Source organism: Paenibacillus sp. LHD-117, assembly GCF_030929555.1.
Lineage (GTDB): Bacteria > Bacillota > Bacilli > Paenibacillales > Paenibacillaceae > Pristimantibacillus.
Genome location: NZ_JAVFVT010000019.1, coordinates 13849 through 34503 on the forward strand (window position 1 = coordinate 13849; position 20655 = coordinate 34503).

Sequence of the window (20655 nt, forward strand, 5' to 3'; positions counted from 1 at the left end):
AAACCATGAAAGAATAGATGCTAGACTCGCTGCATCACTATAACATTATACAATGGGCTATTGCCACCGTAAAGAGGAACTTGTGAAATCATGGCAGTCGTTCCCTGTATAATGCCTATCCGGAGCATCATTTGTGCGCCCTTGTGACAACGTCATGTATTTAAACGTTGGTTACGCGGAAAAGTTGCGATTCTTACGAAAAACTTTTCGAAGTTTTTTGCGTTTTGGTCGCACTTTCTCCAAGGCACTTCGTTAGTATAGCTCGTTTTCATGCGGACCGTCGATGCTTAACTTTTTCCATGGATAAGTTTGCACCTATGAATCTCGTACAAGCCTTTATACTCATTGCAAGACGCATTAAAACAATTACAAATAAACGAAAGAGACCGGCAAAGCTGCCGGCCTCCATCTCACGATTAGTTATAAATTTTCGGTAGCTTATCCATATCGTTCATAACACGCGACATAATGATCGCCGCGTCACTGCGAAGCAGACGTGCCTTCGGCTCGAATACCGAACCTTCCTTCGGCTCCAGCGGATTGATCAGCTTGCCCTGGATAAAGGCTTTTTTCTGAATCGCAAGAACCGACGGGATGGAGTAGAAATCAAACGTACCTGAGTCCTTGAAAATCTTATCCAGTGACTTCTTAGCTTTCGTCGAATCGGTCTCTAGCTTAAGCTGCAACGCCCTCGCTAGAATAACCGATGCTTCTTGCCGCGTGAGCTCCACATCCTCGTCGAAGAAGCCCGGACGTTTGCCGTTAACGATGCCTGCTCTTGCAGCGGTCTCGATATATCGATAATCATAGATGGCGCTGGAGTTGTTCGCATTCGTTATGGTCTCCGGATAATAGGAGAAGTGATGGGCCCCTTCATAATTGAGCGGAAGATCCATCGCTCTAACGATCATGCGCGTAAACTCGCCGCGAGTCACGTAACGGTCTCCGCCGAACACACCGATCGGATCAATTGCATTCATAATTCCTTTGGCGAAAATAGCATCCATGGCTTCACGGGCATACGGATGGTCCGTGATATCATTGTAACCGCGCGTCAGCTTCACGGCCACGTAGTAGCCGAATTTCGTGAACGGAACGGTTACAGTCCGCTTTTTCTCGTCAACGACGCCGCCGATATTCTCCCACGTGCTGTTATACGGATCGAATCGGAATACCGTAATGGTCGTTCCGGCGCTTTGCACTACATTGGAATCGTAAGTAATCGTCAAGCTGCCCGGAGCGCTTGGTATCAATTCACGGTCGAACTGGTTCCAACGGCTGGCGAATGTTCCCGTATGCTTGCCGACCAAATTAGGGAACGGGAACGGATCAAGTCCGGTTGTGATCGGGTCGTACGCCGGCGAAGAAGGATCCGGGTTATCCGCCAATCCCGCGTCTATCCAAAATAACGGACTCGCCTTGATGAACTGTCTTGCTTGATCCTGGAACCGGTATCCGATATGCAGGTTACCTTCCGCCTGACTGTTCGCCGAATAGTTCGGCGGTTGGCTGTCGTACAAATGGCGATCGACGATGCCGTCATTCGGGTTGGCGATCGCGAACAGAATATCGTTTCCATTATAAACTTGCGTCGCATGGCCCGACGAGTTGTTGTATTTCGGGCGGATAAGCTGCGTATTTTTGCCGAAAGACAGCGACAGCGCATTATTGAACAGCTTATGGGACGACTTCATCGTCTCCATCATTTGTGCGCCCGGTATATTAGTAGGGACGTATTTCACGATCAATTCTTGCTCAATCGTATCATCGCCGCGCGTAATCTCAAATTCAATTCCGGTTTCTTTTCCGGCCCGCAAATCTTTGACGACAAGACGGAATGCCTCGATTAGATTTTCGTCGCCTTCGCTGTAGTTAATATAGGTCACTTTCTCCGCCACTTGTTTATCGATTGTCACGGAATCCGCGCCCGGCGAAGAAATAATGACTTCCACGAAGTTTTGGTTCGTGATCGTTTCTTCTTTCAACGGCTTTTGAATCGTGTACGGAATCGATACGGAGTCGATCTCCAAGCGGTGAGTCGCTCTTGGTCCTGCTTCGCCCGCATTAAATACGGTCGTGACATAAACCATGGAACTTCCGTCATCCGGCATGACCTGACTCAAGATTTTGTAATAGAAATATTGCCCGTCCACATCGTAATAGAAGGCGACGTCCGCATCCGCAGTTGTAGGGTTGGAGTTCGTTCCTTTGTTGAACGGGGTATTCTCGTAACCGGCTAGCGGAACTCCTTTGCGTGTTGGCGTAAACTCCATGCCAAGGTTCCATACGACGTTCGTCTTCCAGTTCGGGGAAGCGATTGTCACGATGTAGTTTTGTTTATCGCCCAAAGCGGCGTGTGCCGTATTGGAATTGTTGTTGAAGTCGCTACCCAGGTCAACGAAGTCGAACGTTCCGTATACATTGTAGTATGCTTCTTTGGTTGTAAATACAGTCCCTTGTTTCGGGAAGCTCGGATCGTTCGGCAGCGGTGTCGCAAGGTTCTGGCTGTAAGGATAAACGCCATCCGTGTTCGGCGCCGGAATGACCGGCAGGTTGCTTGGCACGATCGTAAATTTCAACGTATTCTCATAATTGTTCTTGGCAGAACGGAAGACGAACTTGATCGTGTTTTCCCCCGCCTTATTTAATACGCCGAAGATTCTATCCCGAGCAGCCCCGTGCAAAGTCGCATCCGAATTGCCTAGGTTCAACGGTTTGAATTTGGAGATGGTGCCATCCGGCGCTAATGGGATTTCTACATTATTAATGTAAAGAAAAACGGATGTACCATATACAATTTCGGCGCTGTTGACGACGTTGAACAATTGACCTTTCAATTCGCCAAGTTTGTTGATCAGGCTGTCCTTCGATTCTCTCACGGAGTCGAATTCGATTTTCATGCCGTCCACGACTTTATCGAACTTCATATGCGGTCCGTAGAGCAGCTTGGCAATGATCTGTTTCGTTTCCGTAGACACGTTGGCGGTACGATTAAGCGCAAACCCTATTGTGTTCGTCCCGGATTTCGGAAGTTCGTTGATTTGGACGAACGTCCGCAGGAACGGTACGGATTGACCGTTAATCGTACGGTACACGATTTCGGACAGCGGCGTGGAGCCCATCGAATAAATCTGCTTAAACGGAGCTCCCGTCGTATCTTCGTCAATTCCGTTCATTTTGAATAGATCATTATGCGTCCCACCGAGCACGGTATAATTCCCGACCAAAATTTCCACCGCCATCGGCATGGAGAAGACGTTAACGCCTTCGCTCGGGATGTCGGCCCCTTGAAGACCCAAGATGCGGGATGCGTTCGTCGCCGGATTTGTCATCGAGTTATCAAAGCCAGACAAGTAGTTAATGTCATAGATATAAGAAACGTTGCTGTTGCGTACAGTGAAGCTTGTCCAATTGGAATAGTTGAACACCGCATTGTTCGGTGCGATAAAACGAATGCGATTGGATTCATCGAATGTTAGATCCGGAAGCGTATACGAGAAATTAACGCTAATGAATTTCGTGCTTGCGTCAATTGTCGATGGAGTATACGTTACGGTGCCCACCGTTGGGCTGAGCGTTTGCGTTGTTCCGTTGCCTTCTTGAAGCTCCATCTTGAGACGGTTGGCTAATTCGGTGGAGAAATTAACGCCCGCACCGTTCGGATCGATCGTATTGTTCGGATTAGTTGGCAAATCGCGAAGCGGCAGCGGGATAATCGCCGTTCCATCGATCTTGATCTGGCCCGTAGCCACGCTTGGCGTAAGGAAGTTCAGATTATTTTCCAAATTTACGATTTGCGGAGTTGTCTGGGAATCCTTGATTTTCAAATTATAGTACGTTACTTCGCCGTTATAGAAAGCGACCTCGCGGGTTGTCTCGACGACCTGCCCGCCGTTTAGGACTTTAAATGTAATGATGTTGATGCCTTTGTCGATGCTCAGCTGGGAGGTGCTAAAACGGCTTTCGTTCGTCGACGTGGATACGTTGAAGTCGTAACTGCGTCCGTTGATGACGATCGTTACTTTCGTGGCGTTAGGCGCTTTGCCTGTAATGACGATTTGTCCTTTGTCCTGAATGACCGGAGCCGTGGAATAAAGCATCGTCGGCTGGTTTTCCGGCATTTCGTAATCTTTGTTCTCAAAAGTAATCTTCATATCGTACAGCATCGGGCTGTTACGGTAATCAATATAAATGGATTCGCTGACTTCAGAGGAACCAGCGATCCCTTTGAACGTGATTTTGTTAAGGCCCGGGAATAGGATCAGGTTGCTGACGGTAATTTTGTTATCACCGGTCGTTGCAATGCCTGTCGTGATTTCTTCCGTCGTGTTCAGCACCGTGCCGGATGCCGTGACTTGCTTCACGTTATAGCTGATGGAGCTGCCCACTACGCCATTGATCGTGCCCTGGAGAGAGATCGATTCCGTCGATACGATACGGGCATTGCCCGGCGTATCATGTTCATTCGGGAACAAGAAATAAGATCCCGCCGCCGAAGCCGTCTGCGGGGCAACGTAGGTTGGGAGCAGGGTGATGAATAAAGCGATGGTCAAGATCAGTGCTAATGCTCTTCTCAAAACGGTGTTCCTCCTTTATGTAGATCTAACATTGTCATCGATGTGGTTTGTCGAACTTGCGTAAAATTATTCCTCCCTTTTCCTCTTTAGTCAGATTTATCTAATCAGACTAATAGACGCACTGACCGCAGAAAAGTTCCGTATTTACTTTATCGGTCACTGGCGGGCAGATGTTTAGTCGCGAACGCGATTAGATTGCCGGGTAGGCTTAGGGTCCCGTATCGCTCATCTCGGCGGCATGGATCATGCTTGTCGAACGGAGGGGAAAAGGAAGGCAGCAAAAAGAAAAACCCCGCAGCCTGCAATTAAGCAGGTACGGGGTTTAGGATCGAATAATGATTGCGTTACTTGCGCGATTGCGCTTCCGCTTTGGCGGCTCTCAAGAGGCCGATGCGCGCCAGGAAGTTAATCAGCGGACGGCGCGTCTTGTCGACGATGCCCGTCACTTCGGCGCCGATCTGCAGGAAGAACATCAACATGCAGATAACGGCGAACGTGATCCAGTTGGCCGCGCTGGACTGCACGACGGCGGATTGGATGATGGCGATAACGCCGAAGATGGCGGCTACGCCCCAGATGATCAGAACCGTGCGGCGGTGGCTGAAGCCAAGGTCGCGCAGGCGGTGATGCAGATGTCCGCGGTCCGGCGCGAAGATCGGTTTTTTGTTCACCCAACGTCGTACGATCGCGAAGAACGTATCCGACAGCGGCACGCCGATAATAAGCAGCGGCGTAACGAAGGAAACGATTGTCACCTGTTTGAAGCCGAGCATGGACAAAGTGGCCAAGCTGAACCCGAGGAACAGCGAACCCGAGTCGCCCATGAAGATCTTCGCCGGGTGGAAGTTGAACACCAGGAAGCCGATGATGCCGCCGAGCAGCAACGTGCTAAGCAAGATGACGGGCTGGAAGCCCATCAAGGAAGCCATGACCGCGATCGTAGCGATTGCGATGCCGGATACGCCGGCCGCAAGGCCGTCCAAGCCGTCGATCAGGTTGATGGCGTTCGTCACGCCGACAATCCAAATAATCGTCAGCGGAATGCCGATCCATTGCGCGATTGGCTGCATCGTATCGCCGAACGGCACGTTCACGAGGTCGATATGCACGTTGAAGCCGAACACGACGACGCATGCTGCGGCGATTTGGCCAAGCAGCTTAACCTTCGCCGAGAGCTCGAAACGATCGTCAAGCGCTCCCAAAATAATAATGATCGTCCCGCCAACGAGCAGCGCGTTGATCATGTTCACGTCCCGCGGACGAAGCAGCCCCTCCGGTATGAAAGGCTGTACAAGCAGGAACGCGCCTACGAACGCGACGTAGATCGCAAGCCCGCCCATACGCGGCATGATGCGCGTATGTACTTTGCGGTGGTTCGGTTTGTCGATCGCGCCGACCTTAAACGCGAATTTCTTCACGAGCGGCGTCATCGCAAGCGCCAACAATAATGAAATTACGAATCCGATGGTATACAAGAAGCCGATAGGCATGTGTACAACTCTCCTTTTTCCGAAAACGTAAGCAGCCGCCCATAGAGCTATACTCCGCTTAGCTTTCACTGCGAAACGACCGCTTATTCGGACAAGCCCCGACCGATTTCATTCGGTGCGAGCCCGCGCATGTCGTTTCGTTTTGCTCCAGAGTGAATTATACTCCGATCGAAAAAGAATTACCAACACCGTTTTCAACCAATTTTCATTAAAAAAGCGGGGTTTTACGCGATTGGACGAGATTTTGTTACATTTTCTTTGTTACGGATCACTTTCACGACGAATTTCGGCAACGCAAGCATTCTTTTGTAGCGCGTTGGCTCTTGAAGAAGCCGATAAAGCCATTCCAGGCGAAGCCGCTGAAACAGCATCGGCGCTCGCTTTAGCTTGCCTGACACGACGTCGAAGCTGCCCCCGACTCCCATGATGAACGGTACGCCGAGTTTTTCCTTATATTGGACGTTCCAAGCTTCCTTCTCCATACCTCTCGCGATGAAAAGCAGATGCGGCTGCAGCTCCCGAATTTCGTCCACGATCTCCGCGTCGTCGTCCGGACCAAAAAATCCGTTGCGGTACCCGACGATTTTTACCTGCGGATATTGAAGCTGAAGCTTCTCCGCGGCCGCTTCGATAATTTCTTGCGATGTGCCGAGCAAGTACGCTCTCCATCTCCGCTTCTCGCCCTGCTCCAGCAGGCGATGCATGAGATCGAAGCCCGTCACGCGCTCGGCGACGGGGTTACCGCCGTATTTGGCAGCCCATACGACTCCCGCACCGTCCGGTACGATGAGGTCGGCTCTCTTCATGATGTTAGCAAATTCAGGGTTGTCCAAAGCCGTCATAATCATAATCGGATTAGCCGTAATGACATGCGTCTGGCGCCCTTCCTCGATTGCCGCCGTCAAATAACTGACCGTCTCGTCCATGCTCATCTTCGAGAACGGTATGCCAAAAATCGGCACGGTTGGTGGTTGTTTCGACATGAGGAAATCACCTCGATCTATATTGACGCAATTTAGTTATGATTTGTTGCGCCGGTTGTTGCGATTGTTGTTTCAAAAGCGCGATGGCAGGCCCATGCTTCAGGCGCCAATCGTCAGGATAATCGAGCAAAGAACACGCCGCATCCGCAAAAGCTTCGGGGTCCAGCGACTCCGTGGAGCCAATGGCCGTTAGTCCGATGCGGTGCAGAAACTGGTCGATCTTCGGATCGTACGACAGGCCGAGCATCGGCACCATGCGGTTCGCGGCATAGATAAGCGCATGGAGGCGCATGCCGAACAAAGCGTCGCACCGGCTGACCTCCAGGAGCATCGCCTGGGGGTCGTCGCCGGGAGCGGCAAGCTCGGCGGAGCTTCCTTCGCCGAGCCTGCCGCTCAGCCGTTCCATAACCTCTTCCGACGTCACCCGGTCGGAAGGGGTATGGAACGGCAGGAAGCGCAGCCGCACGGGCTTGCGCTTCGAAAGCGCGACTAGCGCCTCGGCGGCGCGCGCCATGTCGGCGCCGTCCTCGCGCCAGCGGCGCAGCGAGACGCCGACGACTGGCGTCCGCGAGGCGTTGTCGGCAGCGCCCATGCCGAAGCAGGCCTCAGCCCCCGCCGGCAACGGCAGCCCCATGACCGGATCAGGCACGATCTCGATCCGGTCCTGCGCGACGCCGATCCGCCCCAGCAGAGCGGCGGATTCCGCGTCGCGCACGGACACGTACGCGCTTCGCCGCATGACGCCGCGGATCAGCGGATCCATCCAGCGGCGGTTCACCGGCCCGATGCCCTGCGCGTACGCGAACGTCGGCTTGCCCAGCAGCTGGGCAAGCCTCATGATTCCGGTGTAATACGGAATCGTCATCGCGCCAGTGGCATCTTGCAGCAGGCTCCCGCCGCCGCTAATGAGGCCGTCGCAGCCGCGCAGCGTCCGGAGAATTTCCGCCGGACGCATCCGGTGGGCGGCTTCCACACCGTACATGCGGTTCGTCCAGTCCGGGTCGGCGCTAAGCACGACCGGCTGAACGCGCACGCCCTGCTCGGTGCCTTGCTCTTCCAGGGCAAGCAGGATGGAGCGCAAGACGGCTTCGTCGCCGCTGTTGCTGAATCCGTAGTACCCGGATATCGCTATGCGGACGGTTTGCGAATGTGAGGCTGAACCCATCTGCGCCAAGCTCCTTCCAATACGATCCACGCGCCGATGCACACAAGTCCGATCAAGACGCCGGCGCCAAGACCCAGCAGCGTGCGCACGATCGAGATGTAAAGAGGCGTGTGCAAATGCGTGAACGTGCTAACCATCGACAGCTGCCCCATCGTGCCCACAATAATAAGTACCCAAGCCGCGCGATATCGAATCGCAAGGAATAATCCCAGCAGCAGAGGCGGGTGGCCCAACATAAATTCCTTAAATCTTGGACGAACGCCGAACGTGGATTCCAGCCAATTCCGGAACAGCAGCTCCAGCGCGGACACTTGGCCGGCATTGCCCGATCTCGAAATATAGTAGAACCCGATCGCGCCAAGCACGATGGCGCCGACAACCCATAATAACGTAATCGGACGGGACAAAATGCGAACCGCGCGTCCGATGACGCCATGCGCGCCGTTGCCTTCATAGAGGAAGACATAGATCGCGACCAGGAACAGCGGTCCGAAGAACAGGACGCTGACTCCGCGGAATTGCTCCAGCACGAGGCTGTAGGTTATGTTGTGCAGCAATCCGAACACGAGCGGGACGGCCGTCAACGTAATCAACGTGCCGACGACGAACCAGTTCAGCGCAATGCCGATACGGCGGCTCAGCGATACGCTCGGGAACACCCATTGCGTCTTCAATTCGCCTTCATAAGAGGCGCCGCCGACCTTCCACGTCTCTCCGCCAACCATGCGGCGATCGCCGATCGTGCGGGAGTAGATGCGGTTCATAACCCAGATCATCGCGAGCGTTGGTCCGCTGACCGCGGCTCCGAGCGCCAGTGCTTGCTCCATAAGTGAGCTGTTCAGCACGTAAAGTCCGGCCGAACCCACCAGGCCGAGCAGGAACACCGGGATGGCGATCGCCGGCAAGAAAGCCGCGACGAGTAAAGTGATGATCGCGATTGCCCCGAGCGCGACAACTGCCCGAACAGGCTTCTCCCAAGATGCGTCGACGCGATCGAACGCTTTCGCTTCTCCCGAAGGGAAGCCGGCTTTCTCGAGCTTCGCGATAACTCCGTCCTCGCCGCCCATGGCCAGCGCGAGCTTGTCCACGGAATGATTCAGCTTGCCGGTATCCATGCTGGCTTGCACCGTCGAATTCAAGAAGAACAAACGAATATTGCGATCCTTCGCGGCAAGCTGGAACCGGTCCGCAATGCCTTCCGGCGTCATCTCGATGCTGTCTTCCGGCGACAAGGAGTATACCCTTACCACGTTATAATCCGTCAAATAAGCCAATTTATTAATGCCTTGCTGCGGCTTCTTCAAATTTTCGATCGCCGTCAGCCCGATGCCGTATTGATTCAGCAGCTCGCCGAAGCTATCCAGACTTTTCAAATCCGACTGATTGCTCGCGCCTTTGGCTTTCTCTCCGTCGAACAGAAGCCTCGTCACGCCGTATTCCTTCAGCATCGCGAGTTGCGCATCCGCTCTCGCCGCATCGTAAGGGAAAATCCGATCGGAGAACCGAGCCAGAATATGGAAGCCTGCGTCGCGGATCGTATCCAGCGACATCGGATCGAAGTCCATCGTCTTCAGCTGCATAGCCGCCAGTGATTGCTCCGCGACGATGCCGACACGTCCGCCGAACGTCCAATCGCGGTAAGGCACGCCCGAGCGATCGAGCGCGTCGCGCACGACCGGTCCGATCTTCTCCTCTTCTTCTTCGCCCGCGAACAGGATGTACGTATGATTAACATGCTCGCTCGGGAACTTGCCTTGCAGGAGAGCCGCGTCCTTCTCGTTGTAATACGTCAGCCTGCCCGCTTGGCTAAGCTCCTTGAGCGAGCTCTCGTAGACGGCCATTGTATTAACGCCCGCATCCTTCAGCAGCTTCAGCTGCTCCTCTACGAATAGCTGGGGCGCGGCCTGTTGCTCCGCCACCTCGATAATATCCCTATAGTCGAAAGCATATTCAACCGTATCGGCCGAATCTTCCATGGCCATTCTTTGCGCACCCAGCGGCAAAGCCGCCACGACGCCGATCAGCGTAATGACCCATAACCATACTTTCGCTTGTCGATTCCAACGCTGCCATAACATACGCACGTAAATCCTCCGTTCCAAATCGTAGCTTGCCCGATTATTGCGCGCCGTCCACGCGGGTCATCACGGCATCCTTGAGCGACTGCAGCGCGGAGACGGCCGATTCCGGACGATCCTGCTTCACCGCAAAATAAACCTTGATCTTCGGCTCCGTGCCCGAAGGCCTCAGGCAGAACCAAGAGCCGTCCGCGCAGCGGTACTTCAGCACGTTCTCTGGACGAAGACCATCAAGACCTTCGCTGTAATCAAGCACTTCGGTTACTTTGACGCCGCCGATCTCGGAAGGAGGATTCGAGCGCCAGTCGTTCATGATCGCGCCGATCTGCTGCACGCCGTCGATTCCCTTGAGCGTCCGGGATTCGAGACCTTCCATGTAGCAACCGTGCTCCGCGTACAACTCGAGCAGCACGTCGTAGAGCGTCTTGCCTTGGCTGCTATAGTAAGCAGCCGCTTCGCAGATAAGCAAGGAAGCGACGACCGCATCCTTGTCCCTGGCGTACGTGCCGCTCAGATAACCATAGCTTTCCTCATATCCGAACAAGAATTCGTGTTCGCCGGTTTGCTCGTAACGCGTCATCTTCTCACCGATGTATTTAAAGCCGGTCAACGTATTCTCGACTTCCGCGCCGAACGATTTGGCGATGTCCGCGCCCATCTCGCTCGTCACGATCGTCTTGATCACGACGCCGTTCGCCGGAAGCAAACCGCGCTCCTTCAGCATGCTTAGCTTATAATGAACCATGATCGCGCCGGACTGATTGCCCGTAAGCACCACGTATTCGCCTTCGTTATTCTTCACAACGGCGCCCATCCGATCCGCGTCGGGATCCGTCCCGATGATGATGTCCGCGCCTACCTTCTTCGCCAGCTCAATCGCCAATGTGAAAGCTTCGCGTTCTTCCGGATTCGGAGATTTCACCGTACTGAAGTTGCCGTCGGGCTGTTCCTGCTCGGCTACGATATGAATGTTGCGGAAACCCGCGCCCTTCAGCACTTCCCGTACAGGCAGATTACCCGAACCGTGCAGCGGCGTGAAAACGACGCCGAACCGCTCGCCAAGCTCGCCTTGCAACAGCTCCCGGTTCAAGCTTTCGCCGACGACCGTCTCCACATAGCTGCGGTCCGCTTCCTCGTCCAACCAGACAAGCAGCCCTTTTCCTTCGGCTTCCTCTTGGCAAATCCGCTTCACTTCACCGAAATTATCGATCTTCGCGATCGCGGCGATAACCTGCTCGGCATCTTCAGGGATCAGCTGGCAGCCGTCCGCGCCATAAGCCTTATAGCCGTTATACTCCGGCGGATTGTGGCTCGCGGTCACGACGATGCCGCCCGCGGCGCCAAGCGACCGGACCGCATAAGACAGCTGAGGTGTCGGGCGGAGCGAACGGAACAGATATGTCTTGATTCCGTTCCCGGCGAGCACCAGCGCGGAGCCCAGCGCGAACTCCGGCGACATGCGGCGGGAATCGTGCGCGATGACGACCGAAGGCTCTCCGCCCTTCGACAGCAGCCAATTCGCAAGGCCTTGCGTCGCTTTGCCGACCGTATGAATGTTCATTCGGTTCGTGCCCGCGCCCATCACGCCGCGCAGACCGCCCGTACCGAATTCGAGGTCGCGGTAGAAGCGATCCGCGATTTCTTTGTCCTGGCCCGCGATTCCGCTCAATTCTTCTTTCGTCGCGCTATCGATCAACGGATCGTTCAGCCAAGCTTCATAACTCCCGATAATCTCTTCATTCGATTTCATGCAGATCTCCTCCACCACTCTATTTTGGAATGATATTTATCTATCCGACAACGCAAACATCAATTCGCCTTCGGCAACGACTTTGTCTCCGACCTTCGCGGTTGCTTGTCCCTTGCCGATCGGGCCTTTCAGCCGCGTGATCTGCACTTCCAGCGTCAACGTATCCCCGGGCTTCACCTGATCCCGGAACCGGAACCCGTCGATGCCCGCAAAAAAACCAAGCTTGCCCTTGTTCGCTTCCACCATCAGCATGGCGACGGAACCGACCTGCGCAAGCGCCTCTACGATCAATACGCCGGGCATGACCGGATATCCCGGGAAGTGGCCGACGAAATGAGGTTCGTTCATCGTGACGTTTTTGATTCCCACGGCTCTGACGCCCGGCTCTACCTCGACAATCCGATCAATCAGCAGGAACGGCGGGCGGTGCGGAATAATTTCTTGAATCTGGTTAATATCAAGCATCCAAAAATCTCCTCTCGTGTCTAAATCCGTATAAAACTTCGTTTTGTTAGGGAAACTAGAAGTATCCTTCATGAAACTGCAGTTTGTGAAGGTTAAGATAAGGGGGCTTGGCGTGCGAACCCGAAGCGTTCGGCGCCAAGCCTCTTTCTGTAGAAATCAATGTTGTTAATGATGGATCGGCTACGCGGAAGGCGTCTTCGGCTGCGGCGTATTCAGCGTTCGGTACGACGCCATGTAAACGAAGGATGTCAGGAACGAAAACGCGATGACGATCCACAGGTATGTATCCGCGAAAGGCGCTTCGAAGAAAATGAACATGATGGCCGCATAAAACATAGCCGTCGTCAGCTTCCCCATCCAGTTGGCAGGCACGTTTTTCTTCTTGCGGAAATGAGCAACCAATCCTCCCGCAATCATCCCCAGATCGCGCAGAAACATCGCTCCGGCCGCCCACCAGGAAATATAACCCGAGACAAGCAGCGAAACGATGACTGTAATAAGCATGAGCTTATCCGCGAGCGGATCCAGCATCTCTCCTGCCGGCGTGATCTGCCCGTAGCGGCGGGCGATATGTCCGTCCAGCACATCCGTAACCCCGGCAGCAACCACGACGAGAAATGCGGGAATCATGTGACCGCTGGCGAATATTCCAATATAGACGGGAATCAAGACGAAACGCAGTGACGTCAATAAATTCGGCAGATTCAATCGATCACGCTCCCAGCGGATTTTCTCGGGCATGGCCTACCTCGGCTCCCAAACTATTATAAACTACCGCTTCGAAAATGAAAACAAATCCATATCGGGCTCAGTCCCGGGACTGATTGCCTAAATGCTTCCAGCCATGCTACACTGACTAAGCGTTCAGTATAAGCAGTCGGCCCGGAATGTTTGCTGGAAAACGAGGTGAATTTTGAGCAAAAAACAACTCCAAAGCGAAGAAACCAAACAACGTATCGTCGATGCCGCCAATGCCTTATTCGCCAAGAAGGGCTACCACGCCGCCTCCTTAGAGGAAATGGCCGCCGCCTCCTTCTGCAGCAAGGCTAATATTTATTACCATTTCAAAAGCAAGGAAGAATTGTTTCTCCACCTCTCCGAACTGTACGAGAAAGAATGGTTCGAAATTTGGGAGGAGCAGAAAAAGGCCTACTCCACGATCTCTGAACAACTGTACGGCGTGCTCGACTTCGCCACGAATCACGGCTTTGCCCATCCGCTTTACAGGGCGGCGTGCGAGTTTCTCGACGACAGCGTCCGGGAATCGAGCGCCGTAAAGAAGCTGATCGCGGCCAAGATCGAGAAGAACCGCCTCTTCTACGAGAAGCTGCTCGAAGAAGGGATCGATAGCGGCGAATTCAGGCCAGGAAACGCCAAGCAATACGGCATTATTTTGGAAGGCATGATCCGCGGCATCAGCGAAACGACGAGCGGCATGGACCCTCGTCAAGCGCTTGAGCTTTACCGCACCGCTTTGAACGTCCTTTTGTATGGAATTGCAGAGGATCGCCAAGGCAACACTAGAAAATAAATTAATTATTTATAATGAACACGGAGGTTCCTTTTATGCAAAGCGCAGCAGCCGCACCAAATCCCGGATCAATTGATCTGGGTAATATTAAACGACTGCCGATTCTGATCTCGCTGATCATCGGCGCCTTTTTCTCCATACTTAACGAAACATTATTGAACATCGCTTTCGTCGATCTTCAACAAGAATTCAACGTGGCTTATACGACTATACAGTGGCTGTCAACCAGTTACATGCTCGTCGTCGCCGTCCTGATTCCGGCATCGGCCTTGCTCGTGCAATGGTTTACGACGAGGCAGATGTTCCTAGGAGCCATGATTCTATTTTCATTAGGCACGCTTGTATGTGCCATTGCGCCGCAGTTCGAGTTCCTGCTCGCAGGCCGCATCGTTCAAGCGTTCGGCACAGGTCTTATGCTTCCGGTCATGATGAACACGATCCTCGTCCTGTATCCGCCGGAGAAACGCGGCGCGGCGATGGGCAGCATCGGTCTCGTTATCATGTTCGCTCCCGCCATCGGACCAACGCTATCCGGTCTTATCCTGGAGTCGCTGACGTGGAGATGGCTGTTTTATCTCGTGCTTCCGTTCGCAATTTTTGCGGTCGTGTTCGCCTTTATCTTCTTGAAGAACGTCACCGACGTAACGAAACCGCGGGTCGACATTCTGTCCATCCTGCTCTCCACAATCGCGTTCGGCGGGATCGTCTATGGCTTCAGCAGCTTGGGCGAGGTTGAAAACGGCTGGGCGAACCCGCGCGTCTATGCATTCGTAACGGCCGGCGCCATCGCGCTCGTGCTGTTCATCTGGCGCCAGCTCGTATCGAAGTCGCCGATTCTGGATCTTCGGGCCTTCAAAGCTCCGATGTTCTCCTTCGCGACGATCCAAATCATTATCGTGATGATGTCTCTCTTCTCCACGCTCATGCTGCTTCCGATCCTGATGCAAACGGGCATGGGCATGACCGCTTTCGCAGCTGGTCTCGTATTGCTGCCCGGCGGTATCTTGAACGGCTTCCTCTCGCCGATTACCGGCAAGCTGTTCGATAAATTCGGACCGAAGGCGCTCGTTATTCCAGGCTCCGCGCTGCTCGTGCTTGTCATGTGGCTGTTCACGCGGATCACGCTCGACACGAGCACGTCCACGATCGTCCTGCTTCATTGCGCAATGAGCGTGGCGATGTCCATGATCATGATGCCGGCGCAGACGAACGGCTTAAACCAGCTATCGCGCCAATACTACCCGCACGGTACGGCAATCATGAACACGCTGCAGCAAGTAGCCGGAGCGCTAGGCATCGCGTTCTTCATCAGCGTCATGACGTCGGGAACAAAAGATTACCTGGCGGGCTCTTCGGATCCGACGTCGAAAGCGGAAGGCGCGTTGGCCTTAAATGCAGGCATCCACGACGCGTTCCAGCTCGGCATGATCTTCGCGATCGTCGCGCTCGTATTGGCTCTCTTCATTAAAAAGTCAACGCCGCCGAAGGAAGCTTAATTAATCTTTCGGTATCGATGATTCGCGCATTCAACAAAAAAGCATCTTCTTCCGGCGATTGCCGGGGAAGATGCTTTTTTTGTAGCGCTTAAGCAATATAGCCCTCCCGCATTCGGGAGGGCTTTTAAATAGGCGATTGCCTGGTCGATTTATCTTAAGCTGATTATGATTCCGCGAATACGAGATCGTATAGATGCTTCCAGGTTGACCAGTCAAGCACTTCGTCCTTCGACTGCTTGCCAAGGAACACGTAACCGACATATAAGCCGACTACGAGCATAACAACCATAACGACGGGTACGATGCTCTTGCGGAACAGCCAGAACGACACGCGTGCCCATTTCGGGTAGGTGCGCTCCTCGTCACCATCTTCGTCCATGCCCTCTGCGTCAGACGACTTCACCGGCTCTTCCGGCTCTTCGTGTTGCTTGTCGAACTTCAGCTTGGCTGTCTTGGCGGGTACCGTCTTGACGGACGTTGCCTGGGACTGGGAGCTGCCATGGCGCTCCATGCGGGACAATCCGCTGCCGCTGCCGCTCGTTCTCAGCTCAGCAGTCGCGCCGCCGGCTCTAACGCCGCCGCTTGCCGGCACGCTATCGAATTCGGTTCGGCCCAAATCCCTTCGTTCATCGGCCATACTATCACCTTCATTCCATCCTACGCGCGCATCGTGTTTGCAATACCCATCATCGTATCGCTGGACGATAACGCTCTTGCTGCCAATTGATAAGCGCGCTGGACATTGATTAGCTCTGTCATCTCGTCTGTCAGCTGTACATTAGACTGCTCTAAGTAGCCTTGACGCAGAGCGATCCGATTATCCATCGTCGGCACAATCTCTTGAACGACGTCGTCGACGTTGATGCCGTCCGCGATCGTATACAGATTGTCTGCCACCGGTGTCAGCGCGGCAGGACGGGAAGCTTGCAGCAGCTTGATGCTGCCCAGCGTGATCGTGTTATCGGACGAAACGCCGAGTACCGTGCCGTCCGCGTCTACGCGCAGGCTGTAGCCCTCGGGCAACACGATGTTGCCGGGCGCGTTGCCGCCGTTGCCGTCAGGCACGTTCGCCACGACCGGATAACCGTCTTCCGTTGCCAAAATCGTATCACCGTTTGCCCGCATCGTCAACTGGAACGCCCCGTTGCGCGTATAGGCACGCGTTCCCGCGCCGTCCACTTCGACCTCGAACAAGGCGTTGCCTTCGATTGCGAGGTCCGTCGAATTCTCCGTCGCTTTGAGCGGGCCTTGGGACAGATTCGGCTGTATCATCGTTACTTTCGCGCCCCAGCCTTGGTTGAAGTCCAGCGGCGTCAGCCGACCCGGTTGGTTAAACGATTCCGGCTGGTTCTTCATGTTCGTCAGCAGATCCTCGAAGGAAGCTTCCTTCTTCTTGTAGCCAACCGTATTCACGTTGGCGATATTGTCCGAGAGCAGATCCAGCTTCTGCTGGAGAGCGTTCATCGATACCATCGCGTTAATCATCGATGCATTCATGCCGCGTAAGTCCCCCTTAACCCCTTAGTCGTTAGACGCGTCCAACCTCGTTCGCCGCTTTCTGCAAGCTCTGATCGTAGAATTGGATTACCTTCTGGTTCGCCTCGTAGGCCCTGAGCGCGGCCATGAGATCGACCGAGGCTTGCGCCGCGTCAACGTTGGAGCGCTCGACGTAACCTTGTCTCACCTCGATGCGTTCGCCGGCTGCGATCGGCTGGACATCGCCTTCTTCGCCGTCCTTGAAGCGGAAGTTGCCGTTACCCTCGCGCACGAGGTCGTTCGGATTCTCGATTCGGGAGATCAGCAATTGGACGCCGATGTCGTTGCCTTGCGTGTCGACGAAGCGCTGGTCTTCCGTCAGCACCAGGTTATCGAGACCTATGCCTTGCGGCAACACGATCGGCTGCCCGTTCGCGCCAAGCACGTTCGAGCCGTCGCCCGTCATAAGGAAGCCATCACCCGTCACCGTGAACTTGCCGCCTCTCGTGTATCGGATCTCTCCGCTCGGGTCCTGCACCGTGAAGAAGGCCTGCGGCTGGAATACGACCTCGCCGTCCTCCGATAACGTCTTGCCCGAGGCGTCGAACGATAGGCCGTCCACTTCGATGTTGGAGATCAGCGCGAAATCTGAGGCTTGGTTCGTCTGCGTCAGATCGCCCTGCAGATGGATGGACAAGCTCTCCTCCGCGAGAACCCCGCTCGTCCAGCGGCCGACTTCCGTCCGCTCGGCGTTCTCGAGGCCCGTCATCGCAAGAAGCATCTCCGGGAATGAACGCGTCACGGCGTTCGACTGTTTGTATCCCGGCGTATTGATATTGGAAATATTGTTCGTCACCGTATCATGGCGGCGCTGCTGCGCGATCATGCCGGACGCTGCCGTATATAGACCTCTAAGCACGGTATTCCTCCTCGGATCCTGCCTTATGTGTAAAGAGGTAATTCAAAAAGTCCGCTTTTGATCACGATGTATTTCAGGTAGCGTATTCGACATCGAATATTGAATTCAGCCGAAACTTCCGGTGCTCACGTAGCTCTGCTACGCTCCGCTCCTCATTTTCTAGCTTCATCCAATCTTCTCGGTGCTGAAAACCGTACTTTTTGAACACTCACTTCTATATTTATCGGACCGCGATCGGAACGGCTGAATAGCCCGCGCATGCGACCGGAGACCTAAGTTTCGCCTCGGCGCGCCCCCCTAAGGCGCCCTACCCGCGAAACGGGCTTGTCCGGTCTTCGAGCCCTGACGGTTACTTCTTCAGCTTGTCCAAGTGATCGAGCAGAATGCCCGTCCCCTTGACGACGCAGTGCATCGGATCTTCCGCGATAAGCACAGGCACTTTGAGCTCGTCCGCCAGCAAGGCGTCTATGCCTCCCAGCAGCGCTCCGCCGCCGGTCAGTATGACGCCTCGGTCGATGATATCCGCCGATAGCTCCGGCGGCGTCTGCTCGAGCACGAATTTCGCCGAGGAGACGATCGTCATGACCGAATCCCACAGCGCTTCTCGTACTTCGTTCGAACGGATCGTGACGGTGAGCGGCAGGCCGGACACCATATCCCGTCCGCGGATGTCGATCTCGTCGTTCCGGCCGTCCTCGTAGACGGTCCCGATCTTGATCTTGATGTCCTCGCTTGTCCGTTCTCCGATCAGGAGCTTGTACTTATTTTTGATATACTTCATGATGGCGTCGTCGAACTTGTCGCCGGCCACCTTGATGGAGGAAGCCGTGACAATGTCGCCCATGGACAAGACGGCGATGTCCGTCGTGCCGCCGCCGATATCGACGACCATGTTGCCGCTAGGCTGGAATATGTCCATTCCAGCCCCGATCGCGGCAGCCTTCGGCTCTTCTTCCAGATACACTTCCTTCGCGCCGCTCCGTTCCGCGGCTTCGCGGATCGCCTTCTGCTCGACGGACGTAATGTTCGTCGGCGCGCAGATCAGAATGCGGGGACGGCTGAACCACTTGCGGCCGTCCACCCGGTCAATAAACGCTTTCAGCATGATTTCCGTAATTTCGAAATCCGCGATGACGCCGTCACGCAGGGGACGGATGGCCACGATGTTGCCCGGCGTACGTCCGACCATACGGTGCGCGTCCTCGCCCACCGCGAGCACCTTCTTCGTGTCGCTTTCGATGGCCACGACAGAAGGCTCGTCAAGCACGACGCCTCTTCCTTTCACGTGAATCGATACGTTAGCCGTCCCAAGATCAATTCCGATATCCTTGCTTAGCATAAGGCTTAAGTCCCCCAACCAATAATGTGTGCTTCAACGTTCGGATTGGTTCCCCGTATAGGAAAAACCCCTAACGTACATTATTCGTCAAAAAAGACCAAAATCCTCTATGATTCTAAGCAAAAATTAATGAATTCCTCGCGGAAACATCAAGCCTTGCCCGCGGTGAGCACCTCGCGTTTCTTCGAGCTCGTTTTCTTATACTTGATCTTGGTCGCTTCGCCTCCCCTTAGATGCCTGATCGACTTGTGGTACTCGAGAATGTGCTTCACCTGGTCGGCCAGGTCCGGGTTAATCTCCGGCAACCGTTCGGTCAAATCCTTATGCACCGTGCTTTTGGACACACCGAACTCTTTGGCGATCGTTCGCACCGTATGCTTCGTTTCCACGATGCAGCGGCCTATTTTAATGGTTCGCTCTTTGATGTAATCGTGCACGTTCCCGCCTCCCTACTCGAGATAGTTTGGTACATTATATGAGTCGAGTGGGTATATATTCGTTATGTCCAAGCGTGACAAGCCCGGAAAGTGAATATTTTTGCAAAAAACGAAACAGGCAAGGGATAAATCCCTTGCCTGTACGCGGTTTCGAGCTACTTTCGTCCTAGACGAAATTACTTAGTGATATAATCCGCCGGGTTGACGGCTTCGCCGTTCAGGCGCGTTTCGAAGTGGAGGTGGACCGCTTGGTCACGCTCCAGGTCGCTGCGGCCCGCCTTGGCGATGACCGTGTTCTGCTCGACCTCGTCGCCTTCTTCGACTTGGACGTCCGCGAGGCTTTGGTACACCGTCACCAGACCGTTGCCATGGCTGATCTCGACGATATTGCCGTTAGTCGGATGCTGGGAGACGAGCGTAACCTTACCGGACAGTGCCGCCATGACATCGAACGTCGCGCCGTTCGGATCGACGAAGTCGATGCCCGTATGCGCCGTGTACGTCGTGCCGACTTGGATGAGCGCCGCTTCCTTCTCGGCTTCGCTTGCTTCCTCATCGTAATAAAGCGTTTCTTTCTGCAGTGCAGCGGAATCGGCGACCGGCCACTGCATTTTCTCTCCGCTTGCGATCACGTCGACTACGTCTTCTTCTTTGCCTGCTTCTTCGTTCCCTTGCGTCACTTCAGTGGAGTTGTCCGGACCCATTGTGGCTTTGTCCGGGTCACCCGACCCCTGATAGATCCACATTAAGGTAACGATAATTGCTGCCGCAGCCATGAAGATCGCTGGAGAAACCCATCGCTTTGCGAATAGTTTCTTCAGTCCGCTGCTAGAGTTTGCGGCAGACGCGCCTCCCAGACTATTTTTGGGAGTTTCTTGCTTCTTGTTTTGGTTTTGTTCATTCATTTGATATCACCTCACTAGCCATTGTTGCCACATCTACTAGGTTT

16 protein-coding genes are annotated in these 20655 nt (G+C 54.3%); 2 read left to right on the forward strand and 14 right to left on the reverse strand.

Features of this window, described 5'->3' with window-relative positions; all coding sequences use genetic code 11:
• Positions 1 to 416: 416 nt before the first annotated feature.
• From RB620_RS15930 to RB620_RS15965, 8 genes are all read right to left on the reverse strand, one after another.
• Positions 417 to 4577 (reverse strand): S-layer homology domain-containing protein, encoded by a 4161-nt coding sequence (locus RB620_RS15930; protein ID WP_308095906.1) that lies wholly within the window; start codon positions 4575 to 4577, stop codon positions 417 to 419.
• Between the two features lie 344 nt (positions 4578 to 4921).
• Entirely contained in the window at positions 4922 to 6067 is a 1146-nt protein-coding gene (locus tag RB620_RS15935; protein ID WP_308095908.1) for a glycosyltransferase family 4 protein, read from the reverse strand.
• 224 nt (positions 6068 to 6291) lie between these two features.
• Complete coding sequence (locus RB620_RS15940) at positions 6292 to 7050, reverse strand: WecB/TagA/CpsF family glycosyltransferase (protein WP_308095910.1); 759 nt, start codon at positions 7048 to 7050, stop codon at positions 6292 to 6294.
• Positions 7051 to 7057: 7 nt separating this feature from the next.
• A complete protein-coding gene (gene csaB / locus RB620_RS15945; protein WP_308095912.1) occupies positions 7058 to 8215 on the reverse strand; it encodes a polysaccharide pyruvyl transferase CsaB in 1158 nt (385 codons plus the stop codon).
• Positions 8179 to 10293 carry a DUF5693 family protein gene (locus tag RB620_RS15950; RefSeq protein ID WP_308096063.1) on the reverse strand — a complete coding sequence of 705 codons (2115 nt, stop codon included), beginning with the start codon at positions 10291 to 10293 and terminating at the stop codon, positions 8179 to 8181. The genes csaB and RB620_RS15950 overlap by 37 nt, the downstream gene beginning before the upstream one ends.
• A gap of 40 nt (positions 10294 to 10333) precedes the next feature.
• Positions 10334 to 12043 (reverse strand): phospho-sugar mutase, encoded by a 1710-nt coding sequence (locus RB620_RS15955; protein WP_308095915.1) that lies wholly within the window; start codon positions 12041 to 12043, stop codon positions 10334 to 10336.
• 36 nt (positions 12044 to 12079) lie between these two features.
• Positions 12080 to 12508, reverse strand: coding sequence for a 3-hydroxyacyl-ACP dehydratase FabZ (gene fabZ / locus RB620_RS15960; RefSeq protein WP_308095917.1), 429 nt, complete (start codon positions 12506 to 12508; stop codon positions 12080 to 12082).
• Positions 12509 to 12688: 180 nt separating this feature from the next.
• On the reverse strand, positions 12689 to 13249 hold the full coding sequence (locus RB620_RS15965; RefSeq protein ID WP_308095919.1) for a CDP-alcohol phosphatidyltransferase family protein: 561 nt from the start codon (positions 13247 to 13249) through the stop codon (positions 12689 to 12691).
• Positions 13250 to 13421: 172 nt separating this feature from the next.
• On the opposite strand from RB620_RS15965, the gene RB620_RS15970 reads away from it, so the two are divergent.
• Both RB620_RS15970 and RB620_RS15975 read left to right on the forward strand, forming a co-directional pair.
• Positions 13422 to 14039, forward strand: a complete 618-nt coding sequence (locus RB620_RS15970; RefSeq protein ID WP_308095921.1) for a TetR/AcrR family transcriptional regulator — start codon at positions 13422 to 13424, stop codon at positions 14037 to 14039.
• A gap of 35 nt (positions 14040 to 14074) precedes the next feature.
• Positions 14075 to 15535, forward strand: a complete 1461-nt coding sequence (locus RB620_RS15975) for an MDR family MFS transporter (RefSeq protein WP_308095923.1) — start codon at positions 14075 to 14077, stop codon at positions 15533 to 15535.
• Between the two features lie 163 nt (positions 15536 to 15698).
• Here the strand turns inward: RB620_RS15975 and RB620_RS15980 are convergent, their stop codons facing one another.
• The 6 genes from RB620_RS15980 to RB620_RS16005 form a co-directional block, all read right to left on the reverse strand.
• Positions 15699 to 16172, reverse strand: coding sequence for a DNA-directed RNA polymerase subunit beta (locus RB620_RS15980; RefSeq protein ID WP_308095925.1), 474 nt, complete (start codon positions 16170 to 16172; stop codon positions 15699 to 15701).
• A 20-nt stretch (positions 16173 to 16192) separates the two neighbouring features.
• Positions 16193 to 17032 carry a flagellar hook-basal body protein gene (locus tag RB620_RS15985; protein WP_308095927.1) on the reverse strand — a complete coding sequence of 280 codons (840 nt, stop codon included), beginning with the start codon at positions 17030 to 17032 and terminating at the stop codon, positions 16193 to 16195.
• 31 nt (positions 17033 to 17063) lie between these two features.
• Positions 17064 to 17930 (reverse strand): flagellar hook-basal body protein, encoded by an 867-nt coding sequence (locus RB620_RS15990; protein WP_308095928.1) that lies wholly within the window; start codon positions 17928 to 17930, stop codon positions 17064 to 17066.
• A 349-nt stretch (positions 17931 to 18279) separates the two neighbouring features.
• The gene (gene mreB / locus RB620_RS15995; RefSeq protein WP_308095929.1) at positions 18280 to 19269 is read right to left on the reverse strand and encodes a rod shape-determining protein MreB; all 990 of its coding nucleotides are present in this window, start codon (positions 19267 to 19269) and stop codon (positions 18280 to 18282) included.
• A 149-nt stretch (positions 19270 to 19418) separates the two neighbouring features.
• Entirely contained in the window at positions 19419 to 19706 is a 288-nt protein-coding gene (spoIIID, locus tag RB620_RS16000; protein WP_308095931.1) for a sporulation transcriptional regulator SpoIIID, read from the reverse strand.
• A 176-nt stretch (positions 19707 to 19882) separates the two neighbouring features.
• Positions 19883 to 20611 carry a peptidoglycan DD-metalloendopeptidase family protein gene (locus RB620_RS16005; protein ID WP_308095933.1) on the reverse strand — a complete coding sequence of 243 codons (729 nt, stop codon included), beginning with the start codon at positions 20609 to 20611 and terminating at the stop codon, positions 19883 to 19885.
• Positions 20612 to 20655 lie beyond the last annotated feature (44 nt).